This is a genomic window from Affinundibacterium fentianense, from assembly GCF_018139545.1.
GTDB lineage: Bacteria > Pseudomonadota > Gammaproteobacteria > Burkholderiales > Burkholderiaceae_D > Undibacterium > Undibacterium fentianense.
Window position 1 is genome coordinate 155,784 of record NZ_JAGSPJ010000007.1, and the last position, 23,925, is coordinate 179,708.

A 23,925-nucleotide genomic window follows, 5' to 3' on the forward strand; every position below is an offset into this window, starting at 1 on the left:
AGCCTGAGCCTACGCGCGACCGACAATCGCAGCGGATGCCATCAATTCTTCGATCAAGGCTAATGACATCTTACCTGACATGCGATGCGGATTGAGCTCAGGTAGCGCCGAGTATTTCAATAAAATGGATGGATTAATTTTTCCTAAATTGGCTTGACCCATGGTCCAGCCAGAGTAACGACGTTCGCTAATTTCTTCGTAATGCAGAAGCACGACATCTTGGTGCCGCGAATCACGGACGATATGGCTATACAAAGTATTGATCGCTTCGCGCCCACCTTCCAAGACCTGCATGAAAACTTGATCGCTATGGCAAAGGATGCCGGTAATCCCATGTTGAGGATTGTGTTCACGCGATTGTTGCATGATGTTTTGAACGGTTTCATTCAAATTGCCATCGACGGCACGGCTAGCATAAAGAAGACGAACTAACATACAGGTTTTCCTATCACAGTGAATTCAGGTCGGTAGATGGCGTAATGCGCTTTGGATTATTTCTGAATCAGCGATAAAAATTCGCGACGCAGATTGGGATCTTTCAAAAATGAGCCATGCATCACGCTATTGATCATTTTGGAATCCATATCTTTCACCCCTCGCCAATGCATACAGAAATGGTCTGCTTCCATCACCACCGCTAATCCATCCGGTTGCATTTTTTCTTGTAGCGCGTCGGCTAGTTGCACCACCGCCTCTTCTTGAATTTGTGGTCGACTCATAATCCACTCGGCGATCCGTGCATACTTTGATAGGCCGATCAGGTTGGAGTGTTCATTTGGCATTACACCAATCCAAACTTTGCCAATAATAGGGCAGAGGTGATGTGAGCAGGCGGAACGTACCGTAATCGGGCCGATGATCATTAATTCATTCAAATGCGAGGCATTCGGAAATTCGGTGACCGGTGGCATCGCAACATAGCGCCCCTTGAAGATTTCGTTCAGATACATTTTCGCGACACGGCGTCCCGTATCGAGTGTATTGTGATCACTCTTGGTGTCAATCACCAGACTCTCTAAAACTCCACGCAATTTTCCTTCGACTTCGGCCAGTAATTCATCTAGCTCACCTGGTTCGATGAACTCGGCAATGTTATCGTTTGCGTGATAGCGCACTTTGGCTTGGATAATCCGTTCGCGAATGCGTTGCGAAACAGGTACTGTGGGCACGGCTTGGTATGGAGAATCGGTTGGCATTATTTTTCCTGTCGGCACAAAGGCCCAAAATGCGAGAAGGTATTATGGTAACTGAATCGGCTTCTTTGTGTTTTTCTCGACGTATTTTCAAGACTACGCCATTACGGTTCTTTGTGCTCTTGTTGATTTGTAAGCTTTGGCGCTTGATCAAAGAGCTTCCCGTTGGCCATTTGGCGCATTGCCAGTCGTATGCTTTGCATCTGTCGCTTAAAATGACTGCAAGAACGACACATACTGAGATGTATCGACAGTCGAGTTCGTTCACCCAGACTTAAATCACGATCTAAGCTTTCAGAAATCTGTTGGTGTGCTTGTTTGCATGTATAAAAGTAACGCATAGAGATATCCGTTTTTGTGGTGTGCAATCAGAGAGTCGCTCAGATTTTCTTATAAGAGTCGGCAAACCAGTTCAATTCTAGGCATTCGCGCAGACGTAAGCGTGCGCGATAAAGGAGTACCCATAAATTAGACGTGCTGAGATCTAATTCCTTACAAATTTCTTCGGTGCTTAGTTCTAACCATTCACGCATCATAAACACACGCGCAGTTTGAGGCGGCAATTTTTCCAAGCAAAGTTCTAATGTCCTGAAAAAATCTTGTTGCTGTAACACGGCATCGGGTTTGCCCCATGCGCTTGCCGTCTCGATGGTATGGCCATTCGCATGAAATAGATGCTCAACAATAGCCTCCTCACTTTGTTCATCGGTGGAAAAATCGGCAAGCGCAGTTTCTCGTTTGCTTAATCTTAAGAAATCAATAATCTTAAATTTCAAAATACCAATGACATAGGTTCGCAAACTTGATTGCCCTTGAAATTGCTCAGGTTTTTCGAGAACTGCGAGTAGACTTTCTTGTACGACATCATCGGCATGCACTGGATTGCGCAATTGAAGCAATGCGAATCGCTGTAGGGCGGGGCGCATCATTTCTAGCTCGTGATGTAATTCTTTTATGTGCTGCATGAATAATTGACCTAGTCTGGTTGAGCATGCTTTTTGCCTGTAAAATTCAGGCTAAGACCCCGATACTTCATAGGATACCCTTAATATGAGCATTACCACAAACACTCTCCACGAAACATCTGATCGTTTGGCGGGGGTAGAACCTGAAATTAAAGCTGAAATTTTGGCAGAAGCCTTACCCTATATTCGCAAATTTCATGGCAAAACTATCGTCGTGAAATACGGTGGCAATGCGATGACAGAAGAGCGCTTAAAACACGGTTTTGCACGCGATGTGATTTTGCTCAAATTGGTGGGGATGAATCCTGTCGTAGTGCACGGTGGCGGCCCGCAAATTGACAATGCGCTGAAAAAAGTTGGCAAGCAAGGCACTTTTGTACAAGGCATGCGTATCACCGACGAAGAAACTATGGAAGTCGTAGAATGGGTCTTGGGCGGTGAAGTACAACAAGATATCGTCATGTTGATCAATCACTACGGTGGTCAAGCGGTTGGTTTGACAGGCAAAGACGGTGGCTTAATTCGCGCCCGCAAAATGAAAATGCCCGATCGCGAAAACCCAGGCGAATTCTTAGACATTGGCTTCGTCGGCGAAATCGACGCGATCAATCCGGCGGTCGTTAAAGCTCTGCAAGACGATGCTTTCATTCCAATCATTTCTCCTATCGGTTTCGGTGAAGACGGTCAGGCATACAACATCAATGCCGATTTAGTGGCCGGCAAAATTGCCGAAATCTTGAAAGCTGAAAAGTTGATCATGATGACGAATATTCCTGGCGTGTTAGACAAACAAGGCAACTTGGTCACCGACTTATCCGCCAGAGAAATCGACGAAATGTTCGCAGACGGCACGATCTCAGGCGGCATGTTACCGAAGATTTCCTCGGCGCTAGATGCCGCAAAATCAGGCGTCAATACCGTGCACATCATTGATGGTCGCATCCCGCATTCTTTGTTGTTGGAAATTTTGACTGAGCAAGCGTTTGGTACGATGATTCGATCCCACTAGCATAAATCTCATTCTGGGGCGCATTGCGTTGTTGCTTGTCCTCGCAATACTTAAGTATTGCTGCGGGAAGCGCCTAGCACTGCATCCCCATAATGAAATTTCTGGCTAGCGGGCTATTCTGTTAAAAAAAGTAGCGCAAAAAAGTAGGGCGGGTGAAACCCGCGCCGCCAGTACATCGGACACCTAAGCAGCGCGGGTTTCACCCGCCCTACGAGCTTTATATGAGTAGTTAAATATGAACCATGAATATTGAATTAATTAAACAAATACTATATTCATGGATAGATGAAGGCTTCCTTGAAGGTGAATTATCTGTTGAGCCAGAATGGTATGTTCTTTGGCCGCCAAGCGAGCTTGAAGAGTTAAATCGAGATTATCAATTATCTGAATATGCTCCGGGTCTTATGGCCTTTGGTGGAAATGGTGGCGGCGAATTATTGGTGTTGAATGAATTTGGTGAGGTGTTTTACTTGCCTACAATTGGCATGGCACCAGAGGAGGCGATTAAGATTGCAGGTAACCTGAATGAGTTTAAAGCCTATATGAAAAAGTAAGCTTCGTTGTTTGAGCGAAGCGAGTTTCGAAGCTTTCCCATTTTTTATTCTGCACAATTGGGAACCCGAAGGGAGATTGATGGGGTTTCGTAAAGCATGCTTTGCGCCATCAATCTCTAAGCTGTTTGCAAGCAGGGGGGGATGGGGCGCCAGCGTCACCTTTTTGCAGTTACCTTTTTTGCGATGCAAAAAAGGTAACTGGTTGTCGGGTCACCCCCGACCTGTAGACGATCAAATTAGCTCAGACAAAAAATGAACAAGAAAAAAAATACCATCTGGCTATTCGACCTAGACAACACCCTACACAACGCCAGCGCAGCTGTCTTCCCCAGCATTGCCAGCAACATGACGCGCTACATCACGCAAGTCTTGATCGATGCGAATCATCCATCTGATCCAGCGACTGTAGAAGCCATGCGAGTCGGTTATTTGCAGCGCTATGGTGCGACTCTGAAGGGTATGGTGATCCATCATGGCGTTAAAGAATCGGAATTCTTACGTGAGGCTCATCGGTTTGAACATTTGCCTGATTTGTTGAGGCGCGAGCGCGGTTTGTCGAGTATTTTGGCGCGTTTGCCGGGAAAGAAAATTCTGTTCACCAATGCACCGCAAAGCTATTCCCAAGAAGCGATACGTCATTTCAATATCCACCGTCATTTTGCTGCGCACATTTCGATTGAAAATATGCGTGTGCACGGAAAATCGCATCCTAAGCCGAGTAAGCCTTTTTTACGCAAACTATTGGCGCAACATGGTTGGCATCCAAATCAATGCATTTTGGTAGAAGACAGTGTCGCGAATATTGAGGCGGCAAAGCAAATCGGTTTGCGTACTGTGATGGTGACTGGGCATGGACAACACGTACAGCAGAAAAGTATTTCTGCGAGTGCCGATATCACAGTAAAATCAGTCTTCGAATTGCCGCGTCGTTTGCGTCAATTACGCATTGTTTAGTTTTTCTGTTCCGCCTTTCGATTGCCAAACCATTAGAGTCTAGCTATGTCTATTACGAAACCCGGCGAGCGCAAGCTCCAGATACTGCAAGCCTTAGCTGGCATGCTGGAAAATCCGAAAGGCGAGAAAATCACAACAGCCGCATTGGCAGCGAAGATTGACGTGTCTGAGGCAACTTTATATCGACATTTTGCGAGTAAAGCGCAAATGTTTGAGGGGCTAATTGAATTTATTGAAACCACTATTTTCGGCCTTATCAATCAAATTAGCCAGCAGCATAAAGATGGTATCCAGCAAGTGCATAGCATCAGCTTGATGCTGTTGAGTTTTGCAGAGCGCAATCCTGGAATGACACGGGTTTTGATCGGCGATGCGTTGGTGAATGAAGATGAGCGTCTGCAAGCAAGAATGAATCAAATCATGGACAGAATTGAACTTGCTTATAAGCAGGCCTTGCGTCAGGCTGGGGTGCAAGGACAAATCGCTGAAGCCGAAGTGGCGATCCGCGCGAATCTATTGACTAGCTTTGTTTTGGGGCGCTGGCAACGTTATGCCAAGACCGGCTTTAAGGCGAGTCCGACGGAATCTGCACCTGCACAAATCACGATCTTACTCTGATCGCTCTTCTGATTCTTCTGAAGAAATTCTACGTAAGTTTCCACGTAATACGTTGCAGGCTTCTTGAAAAAATTGTTCGGTTTGGTTTGCCTTGAGTTTGATCGTTAAATGGGCTTGTTCTGCATAGTCAACTTGTAAGACCGTAGCGCCATATTGATCACACAAGCGCCGTATCAAGGATTCATCTGAAAAATTGAGAGCAAGTTTGAGCTCGCTGAGGACTTCAATCGCCACCAATTCCGCTTCTTTAAAAGCATCCGAAATCGCCTGCCCGTAAGCGCGTGTCAGTCCACCCGCACCTAATTTGGTACCGCCCCAATAGCGCACCACCACGGCAAGGACATTGAATAATTCTTTGTGAACCAGAACGTTATAAATGGGTTTAGCTGCTGTGCCGGAAGGCTCGCCATCATCATCCAGACCAGAATCACCTTCGCACAACAAAACCCAACAAACGTGGACAGCATTGGGGTGCTGTCCACGAATCTGAGTGAGCAAACGTTGCGCTTCCTGACGCGAATAAATTGGATAGAGTTGACCTAAAAAGCGGCTCTTTTTGATCTCGATTTCAGCAGCGACCGCTGCCTTGAGTTGAAACATAATGAATATATGCTCGCTACAAAAAAAGCTGACAGCTGATCGACTGAAATGATCGGACTGACCTATTATTGAATCACAAAATTTTCAAAGAAAATATCGAGTACGCCATCATCGTTTTTAGCGGAAATTGCCTTATTAATTCTCTCGCGTAATTCTTCGATTAAGAGTTTTTTTCCAGCATTGTCCTGAACTTCGATCGCTTCTTTTCCACTCAACGACATGATGACGGCGTGACGCACCACTGGCATAAACATCTTTACTTTGTCGCCAATTTCAGCACTGCTTACTTGTAAAGTAATAATCGCTTGCAGATAGTGATCAAAGCTTGCCAAGTTCACGACAAACGGTTCTAGACGAGCAATATTGCCCCCGCCCGCGCTGGCAGAAGCTTTATCACTTGCCCAAGCGCTGCCAGTTAACAGCGCCGTGCATACGATTAGACTATTTAGTAATATTAGTCGTCTTTTTGCTTGCATCATGGACTCCATCATCAACGTGATTTGTACTGCGTTTAAATCCCGAAAACTTAAACAGTTAAAGGTTTGTAACGGATACGTTTTGGTTTCGCTCCTTCCTCACCTAGACGTTTCTTCTTGTCGGCTTCATATTCTTGGTAGTTACCGTCGAAGAAGCTGACTTGTGAATCGCCTTCAAATGCCAAAATGTGGGTGGCAATACGATCGAGGAACCAGCGATCATGCGAGATGACCATAACGCTACCCGCGAACTCAAGCAAGGCATCCTCTAATGCACGCAGTGTTTCCACGTCCAAATCATTTGAGGGTTCATCGAGTAGCAAGACGTTGCCACCTTGTAGCAAAGTTTTGGCCAAATGCAAACGACCACGTTCACCACCTGAGAGATTGCCAACGATTTTTTGTTGATCGCCCCCTTTAAAATTAAAACGACCGAGGTAGGCTCGTGAGGGCATCTCAAAACGACCAACCGTCAGGATATCCGCGCCATTGGCAACATCTTCGAATACGGTTTTGGTATTGCCTAGGTCTTCACGCGATTGATCGACTAAGGAGATTTTCGCAGTTTGACCGAGTACCACTTCACCACTATCTGGTTGTTCTATGCCTTTGATCATTTTGAACAAAGTGGATTTACCCGCACCATTCGGACCGATAATACCGACGATCGCACCAGGTGGAATCTTGAAGCTCAAATTATCGATTAAGAGACGGTCGCCGAAAGACTTGCTGACGTTTTTAAATTCGATGACTTCGTTACCCAAGCGCTCGGCAACAGGGATGAAAATCTCTTGTGTTTCATTCCGTTTTTGGTATTCGTGTTCGCTCATCTCGTTGAAGCGTGCCAAACGTGCTTTACTCTTGGCTTGACGAGCTTTGGGATTTTGACGCGCCCATTCCAATTCTTTTTGTAAGGCTTTTTGGCGAGCGGATTCGGTCGCTTCCTCTTGTTTCAAGCGCGCTTGTTTTTGATCGAGCCAAGATGAATAATTGCCTTTCCAAGGAATACCCGCACCACGATCCAGTTCCAAGATCCACTCTGCTGCGTTGTCCAAGAAATAGCGATCATGGGTAATTGCGACGACTGTTCCTGGGAAACGCAACAAGAACTGTTCTAGCCAATCGACCGATTCTGCATCTAAGTGATTCGTTGGTTCGTCGAGCAAAAGCATATCTGGTTTAGATAATAAGAGGCGGCACAATGCGACACGACGTTTTTCACCACCAGATAAAACACCAATTTTGGCATCCCAAGGCGGCAAACGCAGAGCATCCGCGGCCATTTCTAATTGCAATTCCACATTATCGCCAGCGGATGTGGAAATGATTGCTTCCAGACGAGCCTGTTCATTCGCTAGGGCATCAAAGTCGGCGTCTTCTTCTGCATAAGCTGCATAGACTTGTTCTAATTTTGCTTTTGCTTCAAACACTTCTCCGAGCGCACCTTCAACCGCTTCGCGCACCGTTTGTTCGGGATCTAACTGAGGTTCTTGGGGCAAATAACCAATGTTTAAATTGGGCATTGGTACAGCTTCACCTTGGATGTCTTTGTCGATACCCGCCATGATTTTAAGTAGCGAGGACTTGCCCGAACCATTTAAACCCAAGACACCGATCTTTGCGCCGGGAAAAAAGGAGAGAGAAATATCTTTAAGAATTTGACGTTTAGGCGGCACGATTTTGCCGACTCGATTCATGGTGTAGACGTAATTAGCCATTATTGGGTCATTTTTATAGTGGAATTCAGAAGTCGTTAGGATACCTCAAGATGCCTACTAATCGAAGTTTCTCTGGGAAAAATAGTTGGGGATTGGCAAGAAAAATTATAAGAAATTGTTAATTAAGAAGTCTCATTAGTCGAGCTGATTGTTGTCCCCATTTTTTTGATCGGCTTTGCCAACAGGATGTTCTGCCATGCTTGGATCTATTCGCTGGATTGTATAGATCGAGCTTGTCTATTCCGCGCTTTCGTTGCCAAACAACAAGATTTCAATAATTCTCGACGTCTAGCCTGAAAGCCTTGCTATCCTTGAGCAACTAAAGTTAAGATTAAGACGATATGAGAACAAGATGCATCAAAATGATTAGAAAATAAACAAAAAACTGGTATAGTTTCGAGCTTGTTTGAAAGTCTTACATGAAATCTGCGCCATATTGCAGTAAATCGCAATCAAGTAAGACAAGTTAGTCTTGCTAAAGACTTCGAGCACACTGGTTTTTATTTGCATTTTTTATAGAAAAGTTGTTCCTTAGATCCTATTTATGGAATCAATCATCAAACATTTGATGGAGATTACGGGTCATCGTGACCATGATCTGCTCAATATCTCCGTCATTTCTGCTCTCAGCGAATTGACTCATGCTGCGCGTGCGCGCGTGCTCGACATTTTGCATGTTGGTGAAAAAGTGTTTGTCAAAGCACAGATTTCAATTGATCAAGGCAAATTAGCATCCAGCGATGAGCATTTAGCGCATTTGACGCCAGAAATTCCAATCGAACAATTTCCACAATTGGCGGCCGGTTTGAATCGTCATGAAAACGTGATTGAGAGTGTCGCATCCAACGGTGACAGAACCCTTTGGCTGCCGATTTGGATGAATGACAAGGTGAATGTTTGTTTGGAGATTTTTAATCCCACCATCTATTCCGACAACACCAAAGAAGTCATGAGTGGGATTTTGGTTGTTTATCGTAACTTCCAAAATCTGCTTGATTACAGCGAGCGTGATTCTCTGACAGGTTTGTTGAACCGTAAAACTTTTGACGATAATTTCTCAAAAATCTTACGCACTAGCATACAAAAGCAATTGAGTGATGAGGTCGATCAACCTGAAATTGAGCGTCGTCAGAACGACAAAGAAAAACAACATTGGCTGGCAGTTCTAGATATTGATCATTTCAAACGTGTGAATGACACCTTCGGTCATTTGTATGGCGATGAAGTTTTAATTTTGGTGGCGAATTTGATGCGTTCATCTTTCCGTCCTACCGATAAGTTGTTCCGTTTTGGTGGCGAGGAGTTCGTAATTCTATTGCGCTCCACGACAAAAGAAGATGCACACATGATTTTTGAGCGCTTCCGAGAAAATGTTGCTCGCTATCCGTTCCCACAAGTTGGCACGGTCACGATTAGCATAGGGTTTGCGCATATTGATCCTTTTGAGCCTGCAGTTGGTATCATAGGCCGCGCTGATCAAGCGCTTTACTATGCGAAAAGTAATGGTAGAAATCGAATTTGCCATTACGAAGACTTGGTACAGTCTGGCGCACTGCACATCGAGCAGTCGCAAGACAGCGTAGAGTTCTTTTAAACTTGCCTAGCCGCGTTTGCGCGGTATTCTTTTTATTCCGTATCGTTTACTCATGTCGAGACTATGGAACTTCGTCAGCTACGCTATTTTGTCGCTATTGTTGATCATGGTTCTTTGTCTCGTGCGGCGCGTGTTCTACATATCGTACAGCCAGCGCTGACCCAGCAAGTTCAACAGTTGGAAGAAGAGCTCGGGACCACCCTGTTGCATCGCTCTGCACAAGGCATGCAGGCGACTGATGCAGGGAGGATCTTTTATGAGCATGCTTTAGCCATACTCAAACAAGTTGCGGATGCAAAATCGGCGGTGAATCAATCAACAAATAAGCCGAGCGGAACTGTCGCTCTGGGAATACCGCAAAGCGCTTCAGGTGCTTTAGCATTCCCACTCTTGAGTGCGGTGCGCGCGGCCTTTCCCGACATTGTGTTTCAATTGACGGAGGAATTAACTGGAAATCTTACCGAACAGTTAGCCTCTGGGCGTTTGAACCTAGCAATATTGTTCGATGATGGACAATTAGGAAAATTCAATACGCGCGCTTTAGTCGAAGAAGACATGATGTTCATCACCCGCGCCAATTCTCAATTCTCTTGTAAGAAAAAATCCATTAGTTTGGCAAAAGCATTGCAAGTCCCTTTGATTTTGCCGAGTATCCAGCACGGCGTGCGTCCTCGTATCGAACAAGTCGTGCGAGACCACGGTATGAAAATTGATCAAGTCATTGATATCACTTCAATCGCTATTTTGAGATCGGCGATCCTAGCGGATATGGGCGCAACCATATTGCCAGTGTCACCCCTACTGGCGGAAATTGAACGTGGGGAGATGCGTGCATGTCCAATTGAAGACGTTAAATTATCTCGCACCGTGAGCCTATGTTCATCAAAAAATATTCCGCTGACAAACGCCGCGATGGCAGTTGAGAAATTAGTCATCGAATTGAGTCGCGAATTGGTGAAAAGCGGCAAGTGGTTAGGAGCAGAAATGTTGGATATTCAGCCTTAAGTACACGCCTACTCTTTGATTCTCTCTATTGCCGTTTTTTCCTAGCGACGTAGCCTAACTCTTGAAGTGAAACCGTTCAAAATCTCGATCGCCCTCTTCGGTATTACTTAAATTGGCCTGTGCATCCCGAGTACGTCCTGCATTCGATATTAATTATCTTGTAGGTATGGAGTATGTGACTTAGCGACTTGTACCGTGAATTGAAATTGGTGATCGGATTTAGAGCATTTCTATCGACAACATATCGTGATGGAATGGATATCAATTTTTGTGATACCCCTATTTAAATTTCGTATTTTTCAAAAATGGGAAGCCTCACTACACTGTGAATACAGCAGATTTCAAAGGAAGTCGAGAAAGCGCTGCAGCGAATGGGTGTGGTCTCCATCCCGGTATTTCGAAAGCTTTCTTTGATGTCTCCAATTCAGATTTGCCTGAAACTACGTAAAGTATTAAAACCTGATGTTCAAGCGCCGTTCATAGGAATTGTGGTGCGGCTCATTAGGTTTTAAGAAACTTTCTGATGAAAAACGACCGTACTGACGGGCATTTTCTTGGGTTTCAGGCCTGAATTGAATTAAAATGGCTGCCATCTCAGCCGATGCAACTTGAACTTATGGCGATTACCTTCCCATAAGCTCAGAACAGACTTGTGTCTTACCGGACGCAGCCCAAGTTCTTTGCACACAAAAATCACAAATTTTTTGGAGCTCTACAATGTCATCCGACACAGCAATGAAATCTGCTGGTCCGGTGGAAGCGTCTTCGCTTTCGTCCACCCTAGCATCTACAGCCTCAGCAACATCCTCCGTCGGTTCCAATTCGGCGCCACCGTTGGCACCAGTCACGCTCGACGACAAATACACATCGAATACCGGCACGATTTTCTTATCAGGCATTCAGGCATTAGTGCGCTTGCCGATGATACAAAGACAGCGTGATCTCGCCGCTGGCTTGAATACGGCCGGTTTCATTTCAGGATATCGCGGATCACCGCTTGGTGGTTTGGATGAAACTTTGTGGAAAACCAAGAAATTACTGGAACAGAATCATATTAAATTCGTTCCCGGTGTGAATGAAGATCTCGCCGCCACTGCAGTGTGGGGCACGCAAACCGTCGATCTGATTGGCCCTGCCAAATACGATGGCGTGTTTGGTTTGTGGTACGGCAAAGGTCCAGGCGTCGATCGTAGTGCCGACGTTTTCAAACACATGAATCATGCGGGCACCTCGAAACACGGTGGCGTGATCTTGGTGGCCGGTGATGATCATGGCGCTTACTCTTCAACGCTGCCGCATCAGTCCGATCACATTTTCTCGGCTTGCATGATCCCAATGTTGTATCCAGCGAATGTGCAGGAATACTTGGACTTGGGTTTGCATGCATGGGCCATGTCGCGCTTCTCTGGTTGTGCTGTCGGCTTCAAAGCCTTGGCAGATACGGTGGAATCGACATCGTCGGTCGATGCTGATCCCTTCCGCTTGAAAATTACGATCCCTGAAGATTTCGTGATGCCTGAGGGCGGTCTGAATACCCGCCTGTCACTCGACACTCTTGGTGTGCAAGCACGTAAGCAAGAAGCTTTGATGCAGGATTACAAAATCTATGCCGCTCTCGCGTATGCCCGCGCCAATAAACTCAATCATGTGACGATTGATAGCCCGCACGCCAAGCTCGGCATTGTGGCTTCAGGTAAATCTTACCTCGACGTTTTAGAAGCGTTTGAAAACCTCGGCATCGATGAACAAATGGCGGCCGACATCGGCATTCGTTTGTACAAGGTGGCGATGCCGTGGCCTTTGGAACCGGATGGTGTGCGTGAGTTTGCACAAGGTCTCGATGAGATTTTGGTGGTTGAAGAAAAACGCCAAATGGTCGAGTACCAACTCAAAGAACAACTGTATAACTGGCGCGACGATGTGCGTCCACGTGTGATTGGTAAGTTCGATGAAAAAGGTGAATGGGTTGCACCACGGGGTGAGTGGTTGTTGACGTCAAAGGCTGATTTCTCGGTATCGCAAATTGCGCGCGTGATTTCTGCACGTATCGCGCGCTTCCACACTAGCGACTTAATCAAAGCACGTTTAGCATTCTTGGAAGCCAAAGACGAAGTGTTAAATAAACAGGTGAACACGCCCGCGCGTCCTGCTTATTATTGTTCCGGTTGCCCACACAATACCTCGACCAAAGTACCGGAAGGCAGCTTGGCCTTAGCAGGGATCGGTTGCCACGTGATGGCGACGGCGATTTATCCTGAGTTCAATAAGTTGACAACCCACATGGGTGGTGAGGGTGCACCGTGGATAGGTCAAGCAGCATTCTCTACATTGCCACATGTGTTCCAAAACCTCGGTGATGGTACTTATTTCCATTCGGGTTATTTGGCGATTCGTGCAGCAGTCGCAGCCAAGGTCAATATCACTTACAAAATTTTGTATAACGATGCGGTAGCAATGACAGGTGGTCAGCCAGTCGATGGCACCATCAGCGTGCAAATGATGGCGCAACAAATGGCAGCGGAAGGTGTGAAACGTATTGCCTTGGTCACTGAAGATTTGAGTCGTTATGCAGACCGCAGTGGTTTGCCTGGTCAAGTGACTTTGCATGATCGCAAAGACATGGATGCAGTACAACGCGAATTGCGCGAGATCGAAGGCGCTACGGTGTTGATTTACGATCAAACCTGTGCCGCTGAAAAACGCCGTCGTCGTAAGAAAGGCCAATTCCCCGATCCGAACCAACGCATGTTCATCAACGATGCGGTCTGCGAAGGTTGTGGCGATTGCGGCGTGCAATCGAACTGTACTTCCATCATGCCAGTCGAGACCGAGTTTGGTCGCAAACGCGCGATTGATCAATCGTCCTGCAATAAAGATTATTCCTGCGTAAAAGGCTTCTGCCCTAGCTTTGTGACTGTCGAAGGCGGTAAGTTAGTGAAGTCGAAAACGGGTGTAGCTAAGCAGGATGACTTTGGTGATATCCCATTGCCGACTCTGCCGAGCTGCGATACGTCCTACAATATTTTATTGAACGGTATTGGCGGCACGGGTGTGATTACCGTCGGTGCTTTGCTTGGTATGGCAGCGCATTTGGAAGGTAAAGTCGCTTCGGTGTTGGATATGACGGGCATGTCGCAGAAGAATGGTTCGGTGACGTCGCATATTCGCGTGGTGGAAAAAGTCAGCAAGTTGCGTGCGCAACGTATTCCAACGGGCGAAGCCGATTTGATTTTGGGCTGCGACATTTTGACCGCAGGCCAACACGATGCGATTTCGAAAATGCGTGCGGGTCGTACACGTGCCGTGATCAATAGTCACGAACAGCCAACCGGTGCGTTTGCGAAGAACCCAGATTGGCAATTCCCTTTAGAATCGACTGAGCGTTTGATTTCTGATTCCGTTGGTGGCAATGTCGATTTCGTCGATGCTACGAAGTTGGCGACTGCCTTAATGGGCGATTCGATTGCGACCAATTTGTTCATGCTGGGTTTCGCTTTCCAAAAAGGCGCGATTCCTTTGTCTGAAGCGGCATTGTTGCGCGCCATTGAATTGAACGGCGTCGCCATCGATGCGAACAAAAAGGCCTTCTTGTGGGGGCGTCGTGCCGCCGTCGATTTGAAGCGCGTGGAGAACATCGCCTTCCCAGCCAAACCAGTCGTCGTGCAGATGCCGCAAAGTTTGGACAGTATCATCAAACGTCGCGTCGCCGAGCTGACTGCGTACCAAGATGCAGGATACGCCGCTCAATATCAAGAGCTCGTCAATGCTGTGCGTAGTGCTGAAGAAAAGCTAGCTAAAGGCAATCGCTTAAGCATGGCCGTGGCGAAATACGCTTACAAATTGATGGCCTATAAAGATGAATACGAAGTCGCTCGTCTGTACACCAATGGCGAATTCACGGAAAAATTGAAACAACAATTCGAAGGTGACTTCAGTATCAAGTTCAATTTGGCGCCACCGTTGTTTGCCAAGAAAGATGCGCAAGGCCGCTTGGTCAAAGCGCAATATGGTTCTTGGATGTGGCAAGCTTTCAAATTGCTGGCTAAATTCAAAGGCTTGCGCGGGACTAAGCTTGATATCTTTGGCTACGCCGAAGAACGTCAAAAAGAACGCGCCTTGATCACTGACTACCGCGACACGATCTTGTCTTTGTTGAATAAACTCAATGCAGATAACCTCGATCAAATCGTTGCGATTGCCAGTTTGCCTGAGAAAATTCGCGGTTTCGGCCATGTGAAAGAAAAAGCCATGCAGGCTTATCATGTCGAGAAAGCGGCTTTGATGAGTGCGCCAAGCAAGCAGCAAGCGGCAGCATAAAGTCCCCTTTCTCCCGCAAGCGGGAGAGGGCTAGGGTGAGGGTGGTTCAGAAAATGCAAAGGCCAAAGTAAGTGAATGAATTAGACATCGCTTATTCAAAACATAGCTGAATTTAATAATTTTATTCCAGCCTGAGCAGCCCTCATCCCCAACCCGTCTCCCGCTTGCGGGAGACGGGAGCAAAAACCAACAAATAGCCGTAATTAAAAAGTGACGTGAACGTAAACGTAAAGTAATCAGAAACGAAACGTCATATAATCGAAATCATCGAAAAAATACCCAAACCATGCCACAAGCATCGAAGGAATAAAAATGACTGATCTATCCATCGCCGAGAAGTTAACCGAATACAAACCTACTAACAAAGTCCGTTTCGTGACGGCAGCATCCTTGTTCGACGGCCACGATGCCTCGATCAATATTATGCGTCGTATTTTGATGGCGAATGGTGCCGAAGTGATTCACTTGGGGCATAACCGTTCGGTCGAAGAAATCGTCACTGCCGCTTTGCAAGAAGACGCGCAAGGTATCGCGATTTCAAGTTACCAAGGTGGGCACGTTGAGTATTTCAAATACATGATTGATCTGCTTAAGCAACGTGGTGGTGAACATATCAAAGTATTCGGCGGCGGTGGCGGTGTCATCGTGCCAGAAGAAATCGCAGATTTGCATGCTTACGGTGTGGCACGTATTTTCAGCCCAGAAGACGGTCAGCGCATGGGCTTGGTCGGCATGATTTTGTCCATGATCAAAGCATGCGATATCGATCTCTCACCATTTGCACCAACCAGCTTAGATGTTTTAAAACAAGGCGAGCTCGCCGACAAACATCGCCCATTAGCGCAACTGATTACCGCATTAGAAAACGATAAAGTCGACGCCGCTTTGCGCGCAACGATTATCGAATCTGCCAAAGCAATCAAGACGCCAGCCTTCGGTATCACAGGTACCGGCGGCGCAGGTAAGTCTTCTCTGACGGATGAATTAATTCGTCGTTTCCGTCTCGATCAAGACGATGAACTGAATATCGCTTTGATCTCTATCGATCCTTCACGCCGTAAATCTGGCGGCGCTTTGCTCGGTGACCGTATTCGTATGAATGCGATCAATCCATGGAAGGGCAAAGTCAAAGTCTTTATGCGTTCTTTAGCAACGCGTGAAGCAGGCTCAGAAATTTCTCCAGCCTTGCCTGACGTGATCGCCGCTTGCAAACTAGCAGGCTTTGATTTGGTGATTGTTGAAACATCGGGTATCGGTCAAGGTGATGCCGCGATCGTGCCGCATGTGGATTTGTCGATGTACGTGATGACACCAGAATTTGGTGCGGCTTCTCAGTTAGAAAAAATCGACATGCTCGATTTTGCGGATTTTGTCGCCATCAATAAATTCGATCGCAAAGGCGCGCTCGATGCCCAACGCGATGTCGCCAAACAATATCAACGCAACCGCGAAATGTGGAGCAAAAAGCCGGATGAAATGCCGGTGTATGGCACGCAAGCATCACGCTTCAATGATGATGGTGTGACGGCGCTGTATCAAGGCATTTTGCCTGAATTGGTGGCGCGCGGTTTGAAAGCAAAGCCAAGCAAGCTCGCCGTTGTGAATACGAAAACATCTAGCGCACAAAACGTGATCGTGCCACCAGCACGTACGCGTTATTTAGCCGAGATTTCTGACACCGTGCGCGCCTATCACAAGCATACCTACAAACAAGTTGCTATTGCCCGTGAACGTCAGCAATTGCAAGCTACCAAGCAGATGTTGACTGTGGCTGGAAAATCCGCTGACTCATTTGATAGCATAAATGATTTAATTACTGAGCGCGACAATAAGCTCGACGCCGAATCTAAAAAATTAGTCGCTATGTGGCCCGACATGCAGAAGGCCTATGCTGGCGATGAGTATGTCGTCAAAATTCGCGACAAAGAAATTCGTACACGCCTTACGCAAAAATCCTTGTCTGGCACGACGATTCGTAAAGTGGCATTGCCACGCTTTGAAGATCACGGCGAAATTTTGCGCTGGTTAATGTTAGAAAACGTCCCTGGCTCGTTCCCATTCACGGCAGGTGTATTTGCCTTTAAACGCGAAGGTGAAGATCCAACGCGTATGTTCGCCGGTGAAGGTGATCCATATCGAACTAACCGTCGCTTCAAATTGGTGTCGCAAGGTATGGACGCCAAACGTTTGTCGACCGCGTTTGACTCTGTGACTTTGTATGGCGCAGACCCAGCGATTCGTCCCGACATCTACGGCAAGATCGGTAACTCCGGTGTCTCTGTCGCCACGTTGGAAGACATGAAAGTCCTCTACGACGGTTTTGATCTGTGCGATCCTGCGACTTCAGTGTCGATGACGATTAACGGCCCGGCACCAACGATCTTGGCCTTCTTCATGAACACAGCGATTGATCAGCAAATGGATAAATTCCGTGCCGATAACAAGCGCGAGCCGACCGCTGATGAAGCTGCAAAAATCCGCGCATGGGTCTTGATGAATGTCCGTGGTACGGTGCAAGCTGATATTTTGAAAGAAGACCAAGGTCAAAATACTTGCATCTTCTCGACTGAGTTCTCGCTCAAAGTGATGGGCGATATTCAAGAGTATTTCGTGCATCATCAAGTACGTAATTTCTACTCCGTGTCGATCTCGGGTTACCACATTGCCGAAGCCGGTGCGAATCCGATTTCGCAATTGGCCTTCACTTTGTCGAACGGTTTCACTTTCGTTGAAGCCTATTTGGCACGCGGCATGCACATCGATGATTTCGCGGCCAACTTGTCCTTCTTCTTCAGTAACGGTATGGACCCAGAATACACCGTCCTGGGTCGCGTTGCTCGTCGTATCTGGGCGGTGGCGATGCGCGATAAATACGGCGCGAATGATCGTAGTCAGAAGTTGAAATACCATATCCAAACTTCAGGCCGCAGCTTGCACGCACAAGAGATCGACTTCAACGATATCCGCACCACGCTGCAAGCTTTGATCGCGATTTACGACAACTGCAATAGCTTGCACACCAATGCTTACGATGAAGCGATCACGACACCGACCGACGAATCAGTCCGTCGCGCCTTGGCAATTCAATTGATCATCAACCGCGAATGGGGTCTCGCGAAAAACGAAAACCCAATTCAAGGTAGTTTCATCATCGAAGAATTGACCGACCTCGTCGAAGAAGCAGTCCTGCAAGAATTCGAACGCATTGCTGAACGTGGCGGCGTTTTAGGCGCGATGGAAACCGGCTACCAACGCGGCAAGATTCAAGAAGAATCCATGCACTACGAACACCTCAAGCACGACGGCACCTTGCCTATCATCGGCGTCAACACCTTCCGCAATCCAAAAGGTGGCGAAACCGTACAGAAGATCGAATTGGCACGTTCAACCGAGGAAGAAAAACAATCGCAACTTACACGCTTGGCAGACTTCCACCAACGCCACGCCGACGTCGCACAGGTAGCGCTAACTGCTCTTCAACAAGCAGCGATCAATAATGAAAACGTGTTCGCGAAATTGATGGATGCAGCACGGGTTTGTTCTTTGGGCCAGATTACGACTGCGTTGTTTGAAGTGGGTGGGCAGTATCGTCGCAACATGTAAATAACAAGCTGTTAAATCCAATTGGCGGGCACATAGCGTCGTTGCTTTTCCACGCAATACTCAAGTATTGCTGCGGGAAGCGCCTAGCTCTGTATCCCGCTAATCTAATTTCCAGCGTGTTATTGCGCTAGTGGACACTCACAACATCGATGATTTGCTCGGTCATACGAGACTTATAGCGTTCTTCGATTAGCCTTGACGATTCATCGTTCAAATACTTCTTCAACATCAAATTTACCTCACGCATTTTGAAAGTTTCGGCGGTGCGGGTTGCTCCCGCGCTACGATTTAGCCTTTCCTTATTTGTGCAATCGCGCTCCAGTGGTTCTAATTTTTCTTTATAATAAAGAATCTTATTGGATCGTCGTGGTTGTGCAAATGAATCAGACCCTCAAAAAAAGTATCGCCAAAGCACTGATATGTTTATCTGGTTTTCTGTCAGCGTCTGTTGTTGCATTTGAGTTGAAATACACAGTCATAGGTACTGATACTCTCAGCATCGAGAAGCCCAACACACTCAACGAACAAGCCCGCAAAGAAATCATCGATGAGATTGCGAACGCGATGTTTGGTAATTACGTATTTGAGGACGTCGCCAAAAAAATAGGTGATGATTTGAAAGCACGTTTGCTGCGAGGAGAGTATGACAAGCTCGATCAAGCCCAGGACTTTGCGATTCGGTTGACCAAAGACTTGCGTGAAGTGAGCCACGATCAGCATATTGAAGTTTTCTTGACTGAATCCGTCTTTCCTAAAGACAGTACTGTTGAGACACGCGAACAACGGCGCGCAAAGGCACTTGAAAGGTCAAGGCTGGGTAATTTTGGTATTCAGAAATATGAAGTGTTAGAAGGGAATATTGGCTTGTTGGAGTTCAATGAGATCACCTATCGCGAATTTGGCGAGAACGCGATCACAGCGGTGATGAGTTTAGCGGCGAATGCGGATGCGCTGATCATTGACCTTAGAAAGAGTCGTGGTGGCGATCCGCATATGATTGAATGGATCACCAGCTATCTCTTAGGTGATCACAAAGTGCATCTTAATGATCTCTATTTTCGCCGCATTAATTTGACGCAAGAGTATTGGACGGACCCAGCAGTGCCGGGTCCTCGCTTCGATCTGAATAAGCCAATCTATATTCTGACAAGTGCTCTTACTTTTTCTGCCGCAGAAGAAATTACTTATGATTTGCAGAGCCTAAAGCGTGCAACTGTGGTTGGCGAAGCGACGCGTGGTGGCGCACATATGGTCAACCCGTTTGAACTCTCGAACCAGCTCTCCATTTACATTCCCATTGCAAGGGCCATCAATCCGATTACCAAGACAAATTGGGAAGGGAATGGTGTGAAACCTGACGTGGTAACGACGGAAGAGGGAGCGTTAAAGGCAGCGAGGCTCTTGGCCCTAGAAAGCGTAGCGAAGCAAACCAAGGATCTGGTACGTAAAGAAGAATTGCAGACGAAGATCGATAAATTAAAGGCCGGCATTTTGTAAGGTGTAATAGCTAGAATATTCCGAGTTGCATAAATCCCATTTGAACCTCAAAAAATGAATGCATATTCATTGCCTGAATTAATTTCTCAGTTGGATTTTATTCGATCTATCAGTTAACACGCATATCAAAAATAATTGGTAGTTTAGATAAATTCTCATACAATGCCCCCACGCACTTAGAACAACGAGCTGCAGCGAAGTGGATATGCGATGCGCATCGTATGTTTGCGTTGGGCGTGGTGCAAGCATGGCGTTTGCTCTGCCACCTTACTAATTTGGATTGAATCTACTCATGAAAAAAATTGCTTCACTGATCTTGGCCGGCTTTGCTTTGTCATCTACGCAGGTTAATGCGCAAACATTTAATCTCAAGAAAATCATCAAGGAAAGTGTCAAAGAAGGGCAACAAAGTGCATCGAAGCCAGAACAAACGCCAGGTGTCGCCCCTGTACCAACTTCGTCTGGCGGTATCGGGTCGGTTCCTGCCAAAGAAGGCGTTGTGCAGTTGGATGGTTTGCCACGCCCAGGTTCACCAGGCTTGCTGCTTGATTCGAATTCTTTTCCGAAATTTTTAGCATCAATTCATAAGCCAGAAATCGGTGGTATCAGTTTGGGGATGAACGTGAATGATGCCCTGCCTATCATCAAAAAGCTCAACCCAAATTACAAGATCGATAAGCTAAATATTATGGTGAATAACTATCGTGGCATCGCCGCGAAAGCAGGTTCAGCGAATGCGATGCCTACTGATCAGTTCACTGTATATTTTAATGAGGCTGGGAATATCTGGTTGATTGGCCGCCATATCGAACTGCCAAAAGATCAACCGCTCTTATTAGATACTTACAAGAAAGCACTGTTTGAAAAATATGATGCGCCAAATGTGATTGTTGCTGAGCGCAATCGCCCGAACTTTGGATATTTTGCGTGGGCCTATGGTGTCGATGGACAGCAAACTGCATCACATCACTTGGATTCAAAATCGGGGCCTTGCGCTGCACAACAGTACTCCATGATTGTACCAATCACCGATTTTGTTCAAATTCAAAATAGCTTCCGTAATACCTGTGCAATAGCGCTGACGACGAATGCTTCGATGAAGTCCAATACTGATTTGATTCAGAGTTACGATATGGTGATGTACTCGCCAGCATTGATTCGTGACGTGAACAGCATGAATGCAGCACAAGCTGAGTATCTCAAGAAAAAGGCCGAGGCAGAAGAGAAAGCACGTGCTAATAAGCCGCAGTTTTAGATCTCTAGGGTGTATGTAGCGTAAGTCGATCAAATTCCAGCAACTTGCTTGACTACGATGATGGGTATTCAATACTAATCTTCGATGTATCCTGCGGATTGAATTTCTTGGCATATCAATGTTTGCGGGTATCTCCTGTCATGCTTTTCAATAATTTGTTCAAGGTTTGTAAATTATGGAAAAACGTATCGTCATTTTTGTAATTTCTTTGGCTATCGCCATTTCACTTTCATGTGCACTACTCGTTTCGATTGTTATTGTTGACAGTTCCTTGCTACCGCAGGAGAACATTACAGAAGTGTGGGAGGGCGGGGATGGTGAGGGTTTTAACCTAAGAATAGAATTTTTTGGTTCGAAATATCTTGCAATTTGGCGTGGGTGTTTGGGCGAATATGGTAGGGCACAAGGCGATTACGTAAAAATTCTTGATCATATTCATTTTAATCCAAGAATCGAAACAGGCATGATGGCAAGCCGTTTTCGGTCGATGCAGATAGTACGGAATGAAGATCAAACTTACTTAGTTGATGATAATGACAAAGATGCGATGAAGTACTTGAGGTATTCCGGTCTTAGAAAAATAATTGACTCGAAGTAGACTATATAGTTCTCAGTTTCGGGCAGAACCCGCGCTGTAAAACACATCAATGTCACATCATTCAAATATATTCTCAGACGTCAAAATCCCTTTGCTGCAATTTGAAAGTTCTCGTCGCAATTTCTTGGGGGGCGAGTAAATGATTGAGGTGAGAGCTATCAGCGCCTAATTTTGTGATCTTGGAGTGGTAAGATACTAATTCCGTTCACGCCTATCTAGTTTCGCAAAGAAATCTGTATGAAGTTTTTATTGACTCTCTCAAGTATTCTCCTTTCTTTCAATGCTCTTGCAAGCGATTTGTTAAAGCCTAATCAAATGTTTTGTCCCGTTGCGAATCAGAAAGATATTGTCGCGATTGCGGATGCCAAGACCGATGAAGAGGTGAAGCGAGCCATTGGCGGTGCCATTTTCTCTGGCGCATGTAGCGCTCCGATGGCGGAGTACATAGAAATATCAAAAATAGAGAAAAAGCGGACTAAACTTGGCCATACTTATTTCTGTTTTGAGATGCCATTTTCTGAAGATAGTGCGAAATTTTGCGCACTGCAGGATAGTGTAACTACTGTGAAGTATGAGCAATCTCAGCGTGTGGGTGATTACGATATCGTAGTTGAAGGGCCTATGGGATTAAAGGCAACATGTCGAGAAGGCGGTAAGGTCCTGGTCTTGAAAGGCAGTCAGTGGAAGCGAGTGTCGATGTTATTTGTAGCAGAAAAGCCGCCCACTGAAGTTAATATCACTCAAGACTTAAATGTCGAACTTAGAGCGGGTTGCAAGGGCGTTGACTATATGTAGTCATGTCGGACGGGTGTAACCCTTGCAGTTAATCAGTCTTAACAATGTATTGTGCTGACGGTTCTTTTTTCCCACTCTCATTCTCGGAATTTAGAAAATAGTGCTGGCTCTGGCTACACACGCTCTACGACTAGACGAGTGCAACTCATTTATCTCGCGTTGGAATTGGCTCATTATTCGAGTTGGTCGGTGTGACTTTACTTTTTTCGATCACGCTTAATATCGCTTCAATCACCACGTCCGGATACTGCTCCTGTATACGGTGGTTTGCAGGAAATGATCGCACCTCCGCATTCGGGTAGTAGCTTGTCATTCTTTCTTCGGCGATTTCAGGATCGACTGCCCACACACCGAAATCCTCGGCGTAGATTACGCCGCGCAGCAAATCTTTGACGAGGCCTCGAGGTTTGTGTTGTTGCGGTGAAGATTGCGCGACGAGGCGGATCATCGGTTTGTTGTAGGCCTTAGCTCGTTCCATTACATACTTGCCCATCGGTTCTATGTTGGCAATTTCTTGTCTTGCTGTTTTGGCGGCGAACACCCATAGGCCCAATTGTGTGTACCAAGGAAAATCTGGGTAAGCCTTGGCTATGCCAAGCGGTAAGGCGTCGACTAGCACGACACTGTTGACTTGTTCGGGATAGCGTAGGGCATAGGCCTGTGCGTACTGCCCGCCAAGTGAATGTCCCACCAAGATGTACGGTCCCGGCAATTCTCGTTGTGCTAGTAGGCGCTGTAATCGTTGACTTTCCGACTCGGGGGTGATGTCTGAGCTACCGGCAGTGCTGCGTCCCACACCAGGGCGGTTGTAGAAAAAGAGATTGCAGCATTGCTTGAGGCCAGCCGCGACTGCTTTCCATGTCGTCAGGTCTAACAATAAACCGTTTTCGAAAATGATCGTTGCGCGTGGATTGGTAACACGCTCCTCAGCGAATTCCAACACCGTAGTCTCTATTTGAGTCAGTTGTGTCTGCAAGGAGATGCGTTGAGTTGACTTGGTGTCGTCTGTGCTTTGTACACTTTCTTGTGCAAGACATGTGGCAGTCAAGCTGGATGCCAATAATAGAGAAAGAAAAAGAAAGTAGTTGCGAACGATGGTGTAACGAGGCATTGAATTCTGTTCCTTGTTTAGTCGAGATATCCCCTCTCTTGCGGAATTATTTCGTAGTTCGTT

20 protein-coding genes are annotated in these 23,925 nt (G+C 46.4%); 12 read left to right on the plus strand and 8 right to left on the minus strand.

Annotated elements, in window-relative coordinates:
* Nucleotides 1-9 precede the first annotated feature (9 nt).
* The 4 genes from KDM90_RS16000 to KDM90_RS16015 form a co-directional block, all read right to left on the minus strand.
* Entirely contained in the window at nucleotides 10-435 is a 426-nt protein-coding gene (locus KDM90_RS16000; RefSeq protein WP_212676639.1) for a BLUF domain-containing protein, read from the minus strand.
* A gap of 56 nt (nucleotides 436-491) precedes the next feature.
* Entirely contained in the window at nucleotides 492-1,196 is a 705-nt protein-coding gene (gene folE / locus KDM90_RS16005; protein WP_212676640.1) for a GTP cyclohydrolase I, read from the minus strand.
* Nucleotides 1,197-1,297: 101 nt separating this feature from the next.
* Entirely contained in the window at nucleotides 1,298-1,534 is a 237-nt protein-coding gene (locus tag KDM90_RS16010; protein WP_212676641.1) for a zf-HC2 domain-containing protein, read from the minus strand.
* Between the two features lie 39 nt (nucleotides 1,535-1,573).
* Nucleotides 1,574-2,158 (minus strand): sigma-70 family RNA polymerase sigma factor, encoded by a 585-nt coding sequence (locus KDM90_RS16015; protein ID WP_212676642.1) that lies wholly within the window; start codon nucleotides 2,156-2,158, stop codon nucleotides 1,574-1,576.
* 85 nt (nucleotides 2,159-2,243) lie between these two features.
* Here KDM90_RS16015 and argB point away from each other — a divergent pair, with 85 nt between their 5' ends.
* The 4 genes from argB (at nucleotide 2,244) to slmA (ending at nucleotide 5,293) form a co-directional block, all read left to right on the plus strand.
* The gene (argB, locus tag KDM90_RS16020) at nucleotides 2,244-3,167 is read left to right on the plus strand and encodes an acetylglutamate kinase (protein WP_212676643.1); all 924 of its coding nucleotides are present in this window, start codon (nucleotides 2,244-2,246) and stop codon (nucleotides 3,165-3,167) included.
* 242 nt (nucleotides 3,168-3,409) lie between these two features.
* The gene (locus KDM90_RS16025; protein WP_212676644.1) at nucleotides 3,410-3,721 is read left to right on the plus strand and encodes an SMI1/KNR4 family protein; all 312 of its coding nucleotides are present in this window, start codon (nucleotides 3,410-3,412) and stop codon (nucleotides 3,719-3,721) included.
* 252 nt (nucleotides 3,722-3,973) lie between these two features.
* A complete protein-coding gene (locus KDM90_RS16030; RefSeq protein ID WP_212676645.1) occupies nucleotides 3,974-4,675 on the plus strand; it encodes an HAD-IA family hydrolase in 702 nt (233 codons plus the stop codon).
* Between the two features lie 45 nt (nucleotides 4,676-4,720).
* Entirely contained in the window at nucleotides 4,721-5,293 is a 573-nt protein-coding gene (gene slmA / locus KDM90_RS16035) for a nucleoid occlusion factor SlmA (protein WP_212676646.1), read from the plus strand.
* On the opposite strand, the gene KDM90_RS16040 is transcribed toward slmA, so the two are convergent.
* The 3 genes from KDM90_RS16040 to ettA form a co-directional block, all read right to left on the minus strand.
* Nucleotides 5,285-5,893, minus strand: a complete 609-nt coding sequence (locus tag KDM90_RS16040; protein ID WP_212676647.1) for an IMPACT family protein — start codon at nucleotides 5,891-5,893, stop codon at nucleotides 5,285-5,287. The two genes, slmA and KDM90_RS16040, sit on opposite strands and share 9 nt — an antisense overlap.
* Before the next feature lie 65 nt (nucleotides 5,894-5,958).
* The gene (locus KDM90_RS16045; protein WP_212676648.1) at nucleotides 5,959-6,372 is read right to left on the minus strand and encodes a flagellar basal body-associated FliL family protein; all 414 of its coding nucleotides are present in this window, start codon (nucleotides 6,370-6,372) and stop codon (nucleotides 5,959-5,961) included.
* Between the two features lie 47 nt (nucleotides 6,373-6,419).
* Nucleotides 6,420-8,087, minus strand: coding sequence for an energy-dependent translational throttle protein EttA (ettA, locus tag KDM90_RS16050; RefSeq protein WP_212676649.1), 1,668 nt, complete (start codon nucleotides 8,085-8,087; stop codon nucleotides 6,420-6,422).
* A 544-nt stretch (nucleotides 8,088-8,631) separates the two neighbouring features.
* On the opposite strand from ettA, the gene KDM90_RS16055 reads away from it, so the two are divergent.
* The 8 genes from KDM90_RS16055 to KDM90_RS16090 all read left to right on the plus strand — a co-directional run bounded on the left by KDM90_RS16055 (nucleotide 8,632) and on the right by KDM90_RS16090 (nucleotide 22,751).
* Nucleotides 8,632-9,681 (plus strand): GGDEF domain-containing protein, encoded by a 1,050-nt coding sequence (locus tag KDM90_RS16055; protein ID WP_212676650.1) that lies wholly within the window; start codon nucleotides 8,632-8,634, stop codon nucleotides 9,679-9,681.
* Nucleotides 9,682-9,744: 63 nt separating this feature from the next.
* Nucleotides 9,745-10,686: a LysR substrate-binding domain-containing protein gene (locus KDM90_RS16060; protein ID WP_212676651.1), complete on the plus strand. Its 942-nt coding sequence runs from the start codon at nucleotides 9,745-9,747 to the stop codon at nucleotides 10,684-10,686.
* 717 nt (nucleotides 10,687-11,403) lie between these two features.
* Complete coding sequence (locus KDM90_RS16065; protein WP_230409852.1) at nucleotides 11,404-15,003, plus strand: indolepyruvate ferredoxin oxidoreductase family protein; 3,600 nt, start codon at nucleotides 11,404-11,406, stop codon at nucleotides 15,001-15,003.
* Between the two features lie 312 nt (nucleotides 15,004-15,315).
* A complete protein-coding gene (icmF, locus tag KDM90_RS16070) occupies nucleotides 15,316-18,606 on the plus strand; it encodes a fused isobutyryl-CoA mutase/GTPase IcmF (protein WP_212676652.1) in 3,291 nt (1,096 codons plus the stop codon).
* A 378-nt stretch (nucleotides 18,607-18,984) separates the two neighbouring features.
* Nucleotides 18,985-20,103: a S41 family peptidase gene (locus KDM90_RS16075; RefSeq protein ID WP_212676653.1), complete on the plus strand. Its 1,119-nt coding sequence runs from the start codon at nucleotides 18,985-18,987 to the stop codon at nucleotides 20,101-20,103.
* A gap of 292 nt (nucleotides 20,104-20,395) precedes the next feature.
* On the plus strand, nucleotides 20,396-21,358 hold the full coding sequence (locus tag KDM90_RS16080; protein ID WP_212676654.1) for a hypothetical protein: 963 nt from the start codon (nucleotides 20,396-20,398) through the stop codon (nucleotides 21,356-21,358).
* 175 nt (nucleotides 21,359-21,533) lie between these two features.
* The gene (locus tag KDM90_RS16085) at nucleotides 21,534-21,956 is read left to right on the plus strand and encodes a hypothetical protein (protein ID WP_212676655.1); all 423 of its coding nucleotides are present in this window, start codon (nucleotides 21,534-21,536) and stop codon (nucleotides 21,954-21,956) included.
* 237 nt (nucleotides 21,957-22,193) lie between these two features.
* Entirely contained in the window at nucleotides 22,194-22,751 is a 558-nt protein-coding gene (locus KDM90_RS16090; protein ID WP_212676656.1) for a hypothetical protein, read from the plus strand.
* A gap of 145 nt (nucleotides 22,752-22,896) precedes the next feature.
* Here KDM90_RS16090 and KDM90_RS16095 read toward each other — a convergent pair whose 3' ends face one another.
* A complete protein-coding gene (locus tag KDM90_RS16095) occupies nucleotides 22,897-23,862 on the minus strand; it encodes an alpha/beta fold hydrolase (RefSeq protein WP_212676657.1) in 966 nt (321 codons plus the stop codon).
* Between the last annotated feature and the right edge of the window lie 63 nt (nucleotides 23,863-23,925).

What these genes read in the sequence shown, in the direction of transcription:
- KDM90_RS16000 (WP_212676639.1), bottom strand. Translation starts at nt 435, where the DNA reads ATGTTAGTTCGTCTTCTTTATGCTAGCCGTGCCGTCGATGGCAATTTG.
- folE (WP_212676640.1), bottom strand. Translation starts at nt 1,196, where the DNA reads ATGCCAACCGATTCTCCATACCAAGCCGTGCCCACAGTACCTGTTTCG.
- KDM90_RS16010 (WP_212676641.1), bottom strand. Translation starts at nt 1,534, where the DNA reads ATGCGTTACTTTTATACATGCAAACAAGCACACCAACAGATTTCTGAA.
- KDM90_RS16015 (WP_212676642.1), bottom strand. Translation starts at nt 2,158, where the DNA reads ATGCAGCACATAAAAGAATTACATCACGAGCTAGAAATGATGCGCCCC.
- argB (WP_212676643.1), top strand. Translation starts at nt 2,244, where the DNA reads ATGAGCATTACCACAAACACTCTCCACGAAACATCTGATCGTTTGGCG.
- KDM90_RS16025 (WP_212676644.1), top strand. Translation starts at nt 3,410, where the DNA reads ATGAATATTGAATTAATTAAACAAATACTATATTCATGGATAGATGAA.
- KDM90_RS16030 (WP_212676645.1), top strand. Translation starts at nt 3,974, where the DNA reads ATGAACAAGAAAAAAAATACCATCTGGCTATTCGACCTAGACAACACC.
- slmA (WP_212676646.1), top strand. Translation starts at nt 4,721, where the DNA reads ATGTCTATTACGAAACCCGGCGAGCGCAAGCTCCAGATACTGCAAGCC.
- KDM90_RS16040 (WP_212676647.1), bottom strand. Translation starts at nt 5,893, where the DNA reads ATGTTTCAACTCAAGGCAGCGGTCGCTGCTGAAATCGAGATCAAAAAG.
- KDM90_RS16045 (WP_212676648.1), bottom strand. Translation starts at nt 6,372, where the DNA reads ATGATGCAAGCAAAAAGACGACTAATATTACTAAATAGTCTAATCGTA.
- ettA (WP_212676649.1), bottom strand. Translation starts at nt 8,087, where the DNA reads ATGGCTAATTACGTCTACACCATGAATCGAGTCGGCAAAATCGTGCCG.
- KDM90_RS16055 (WP_212676650.1), top strand. Translation starts at nt 8,632, where the DNA reads ATGGAATCAATCATCAAACATTTGATGGAGATTACGGGTCATCGTGAC.
- KDM90_RS16060 (WP_212676651.1), top strand. Translation starts at nt 9,745, where the DNA reads ATGGAACTTCGTCAGCTACGCTATTTTGTCGCTATTGTTGATCATGGT.
- KDM90_RS16065 (WP_230409852.1), top strand. Translation starts at nt 11,404, where the DNA reads ATGTCATCCGACACAGCAATGAAATCTGCTGGTCCGGTGGAAGCGTCT.
- icmF (WP_212676652.1), top strand. Translation starts at nt 15,316, where the DNA reads ATGACTGATCTATCCATCGCCGAGAAGTTAACCGAATACAAACCTACT.
- KDM90_RS16075 (WP_212676653.1), top strand. Translation starts at nt 18,985, where the DNA reads ATGAATCAGACCCTCAAAAAAAGTATCGCCAAAGCACTGATATGTTTA.
- KDM90_RS16080 (WP_212676654.1), top strand. Translation starts at nt 20,396, where the DNA reads ATGAAAAAAATTGCTTCACTGATCTTGGCCGGCTTTGCTTTGTCATCT.
- KDM90_RS16085 (WP_212676655.1), top strand. Translation starts at nt 21,534, where the DNA reads ATGGAAAAACGTATCGTCATTTTTGTAATTTCTTTGGCTATCGCCATT.
- KDM90_RS16090 (WP_212676656.1), top strand. Translation starts at nt 22,194, where the DNA reads ATGAAGTTTTTATTGACTCTCTCAAGTATTCTCCTTTCTTTCAATGCT.
- KDM90_RS16095 (WP_212676657.1), bottom strand. Translation starts at nt 23,862, where the DNA reads ATGCCTCGTTACACCATCGTTCGCAACTACTTTCTTTTTCTTTCTCTA.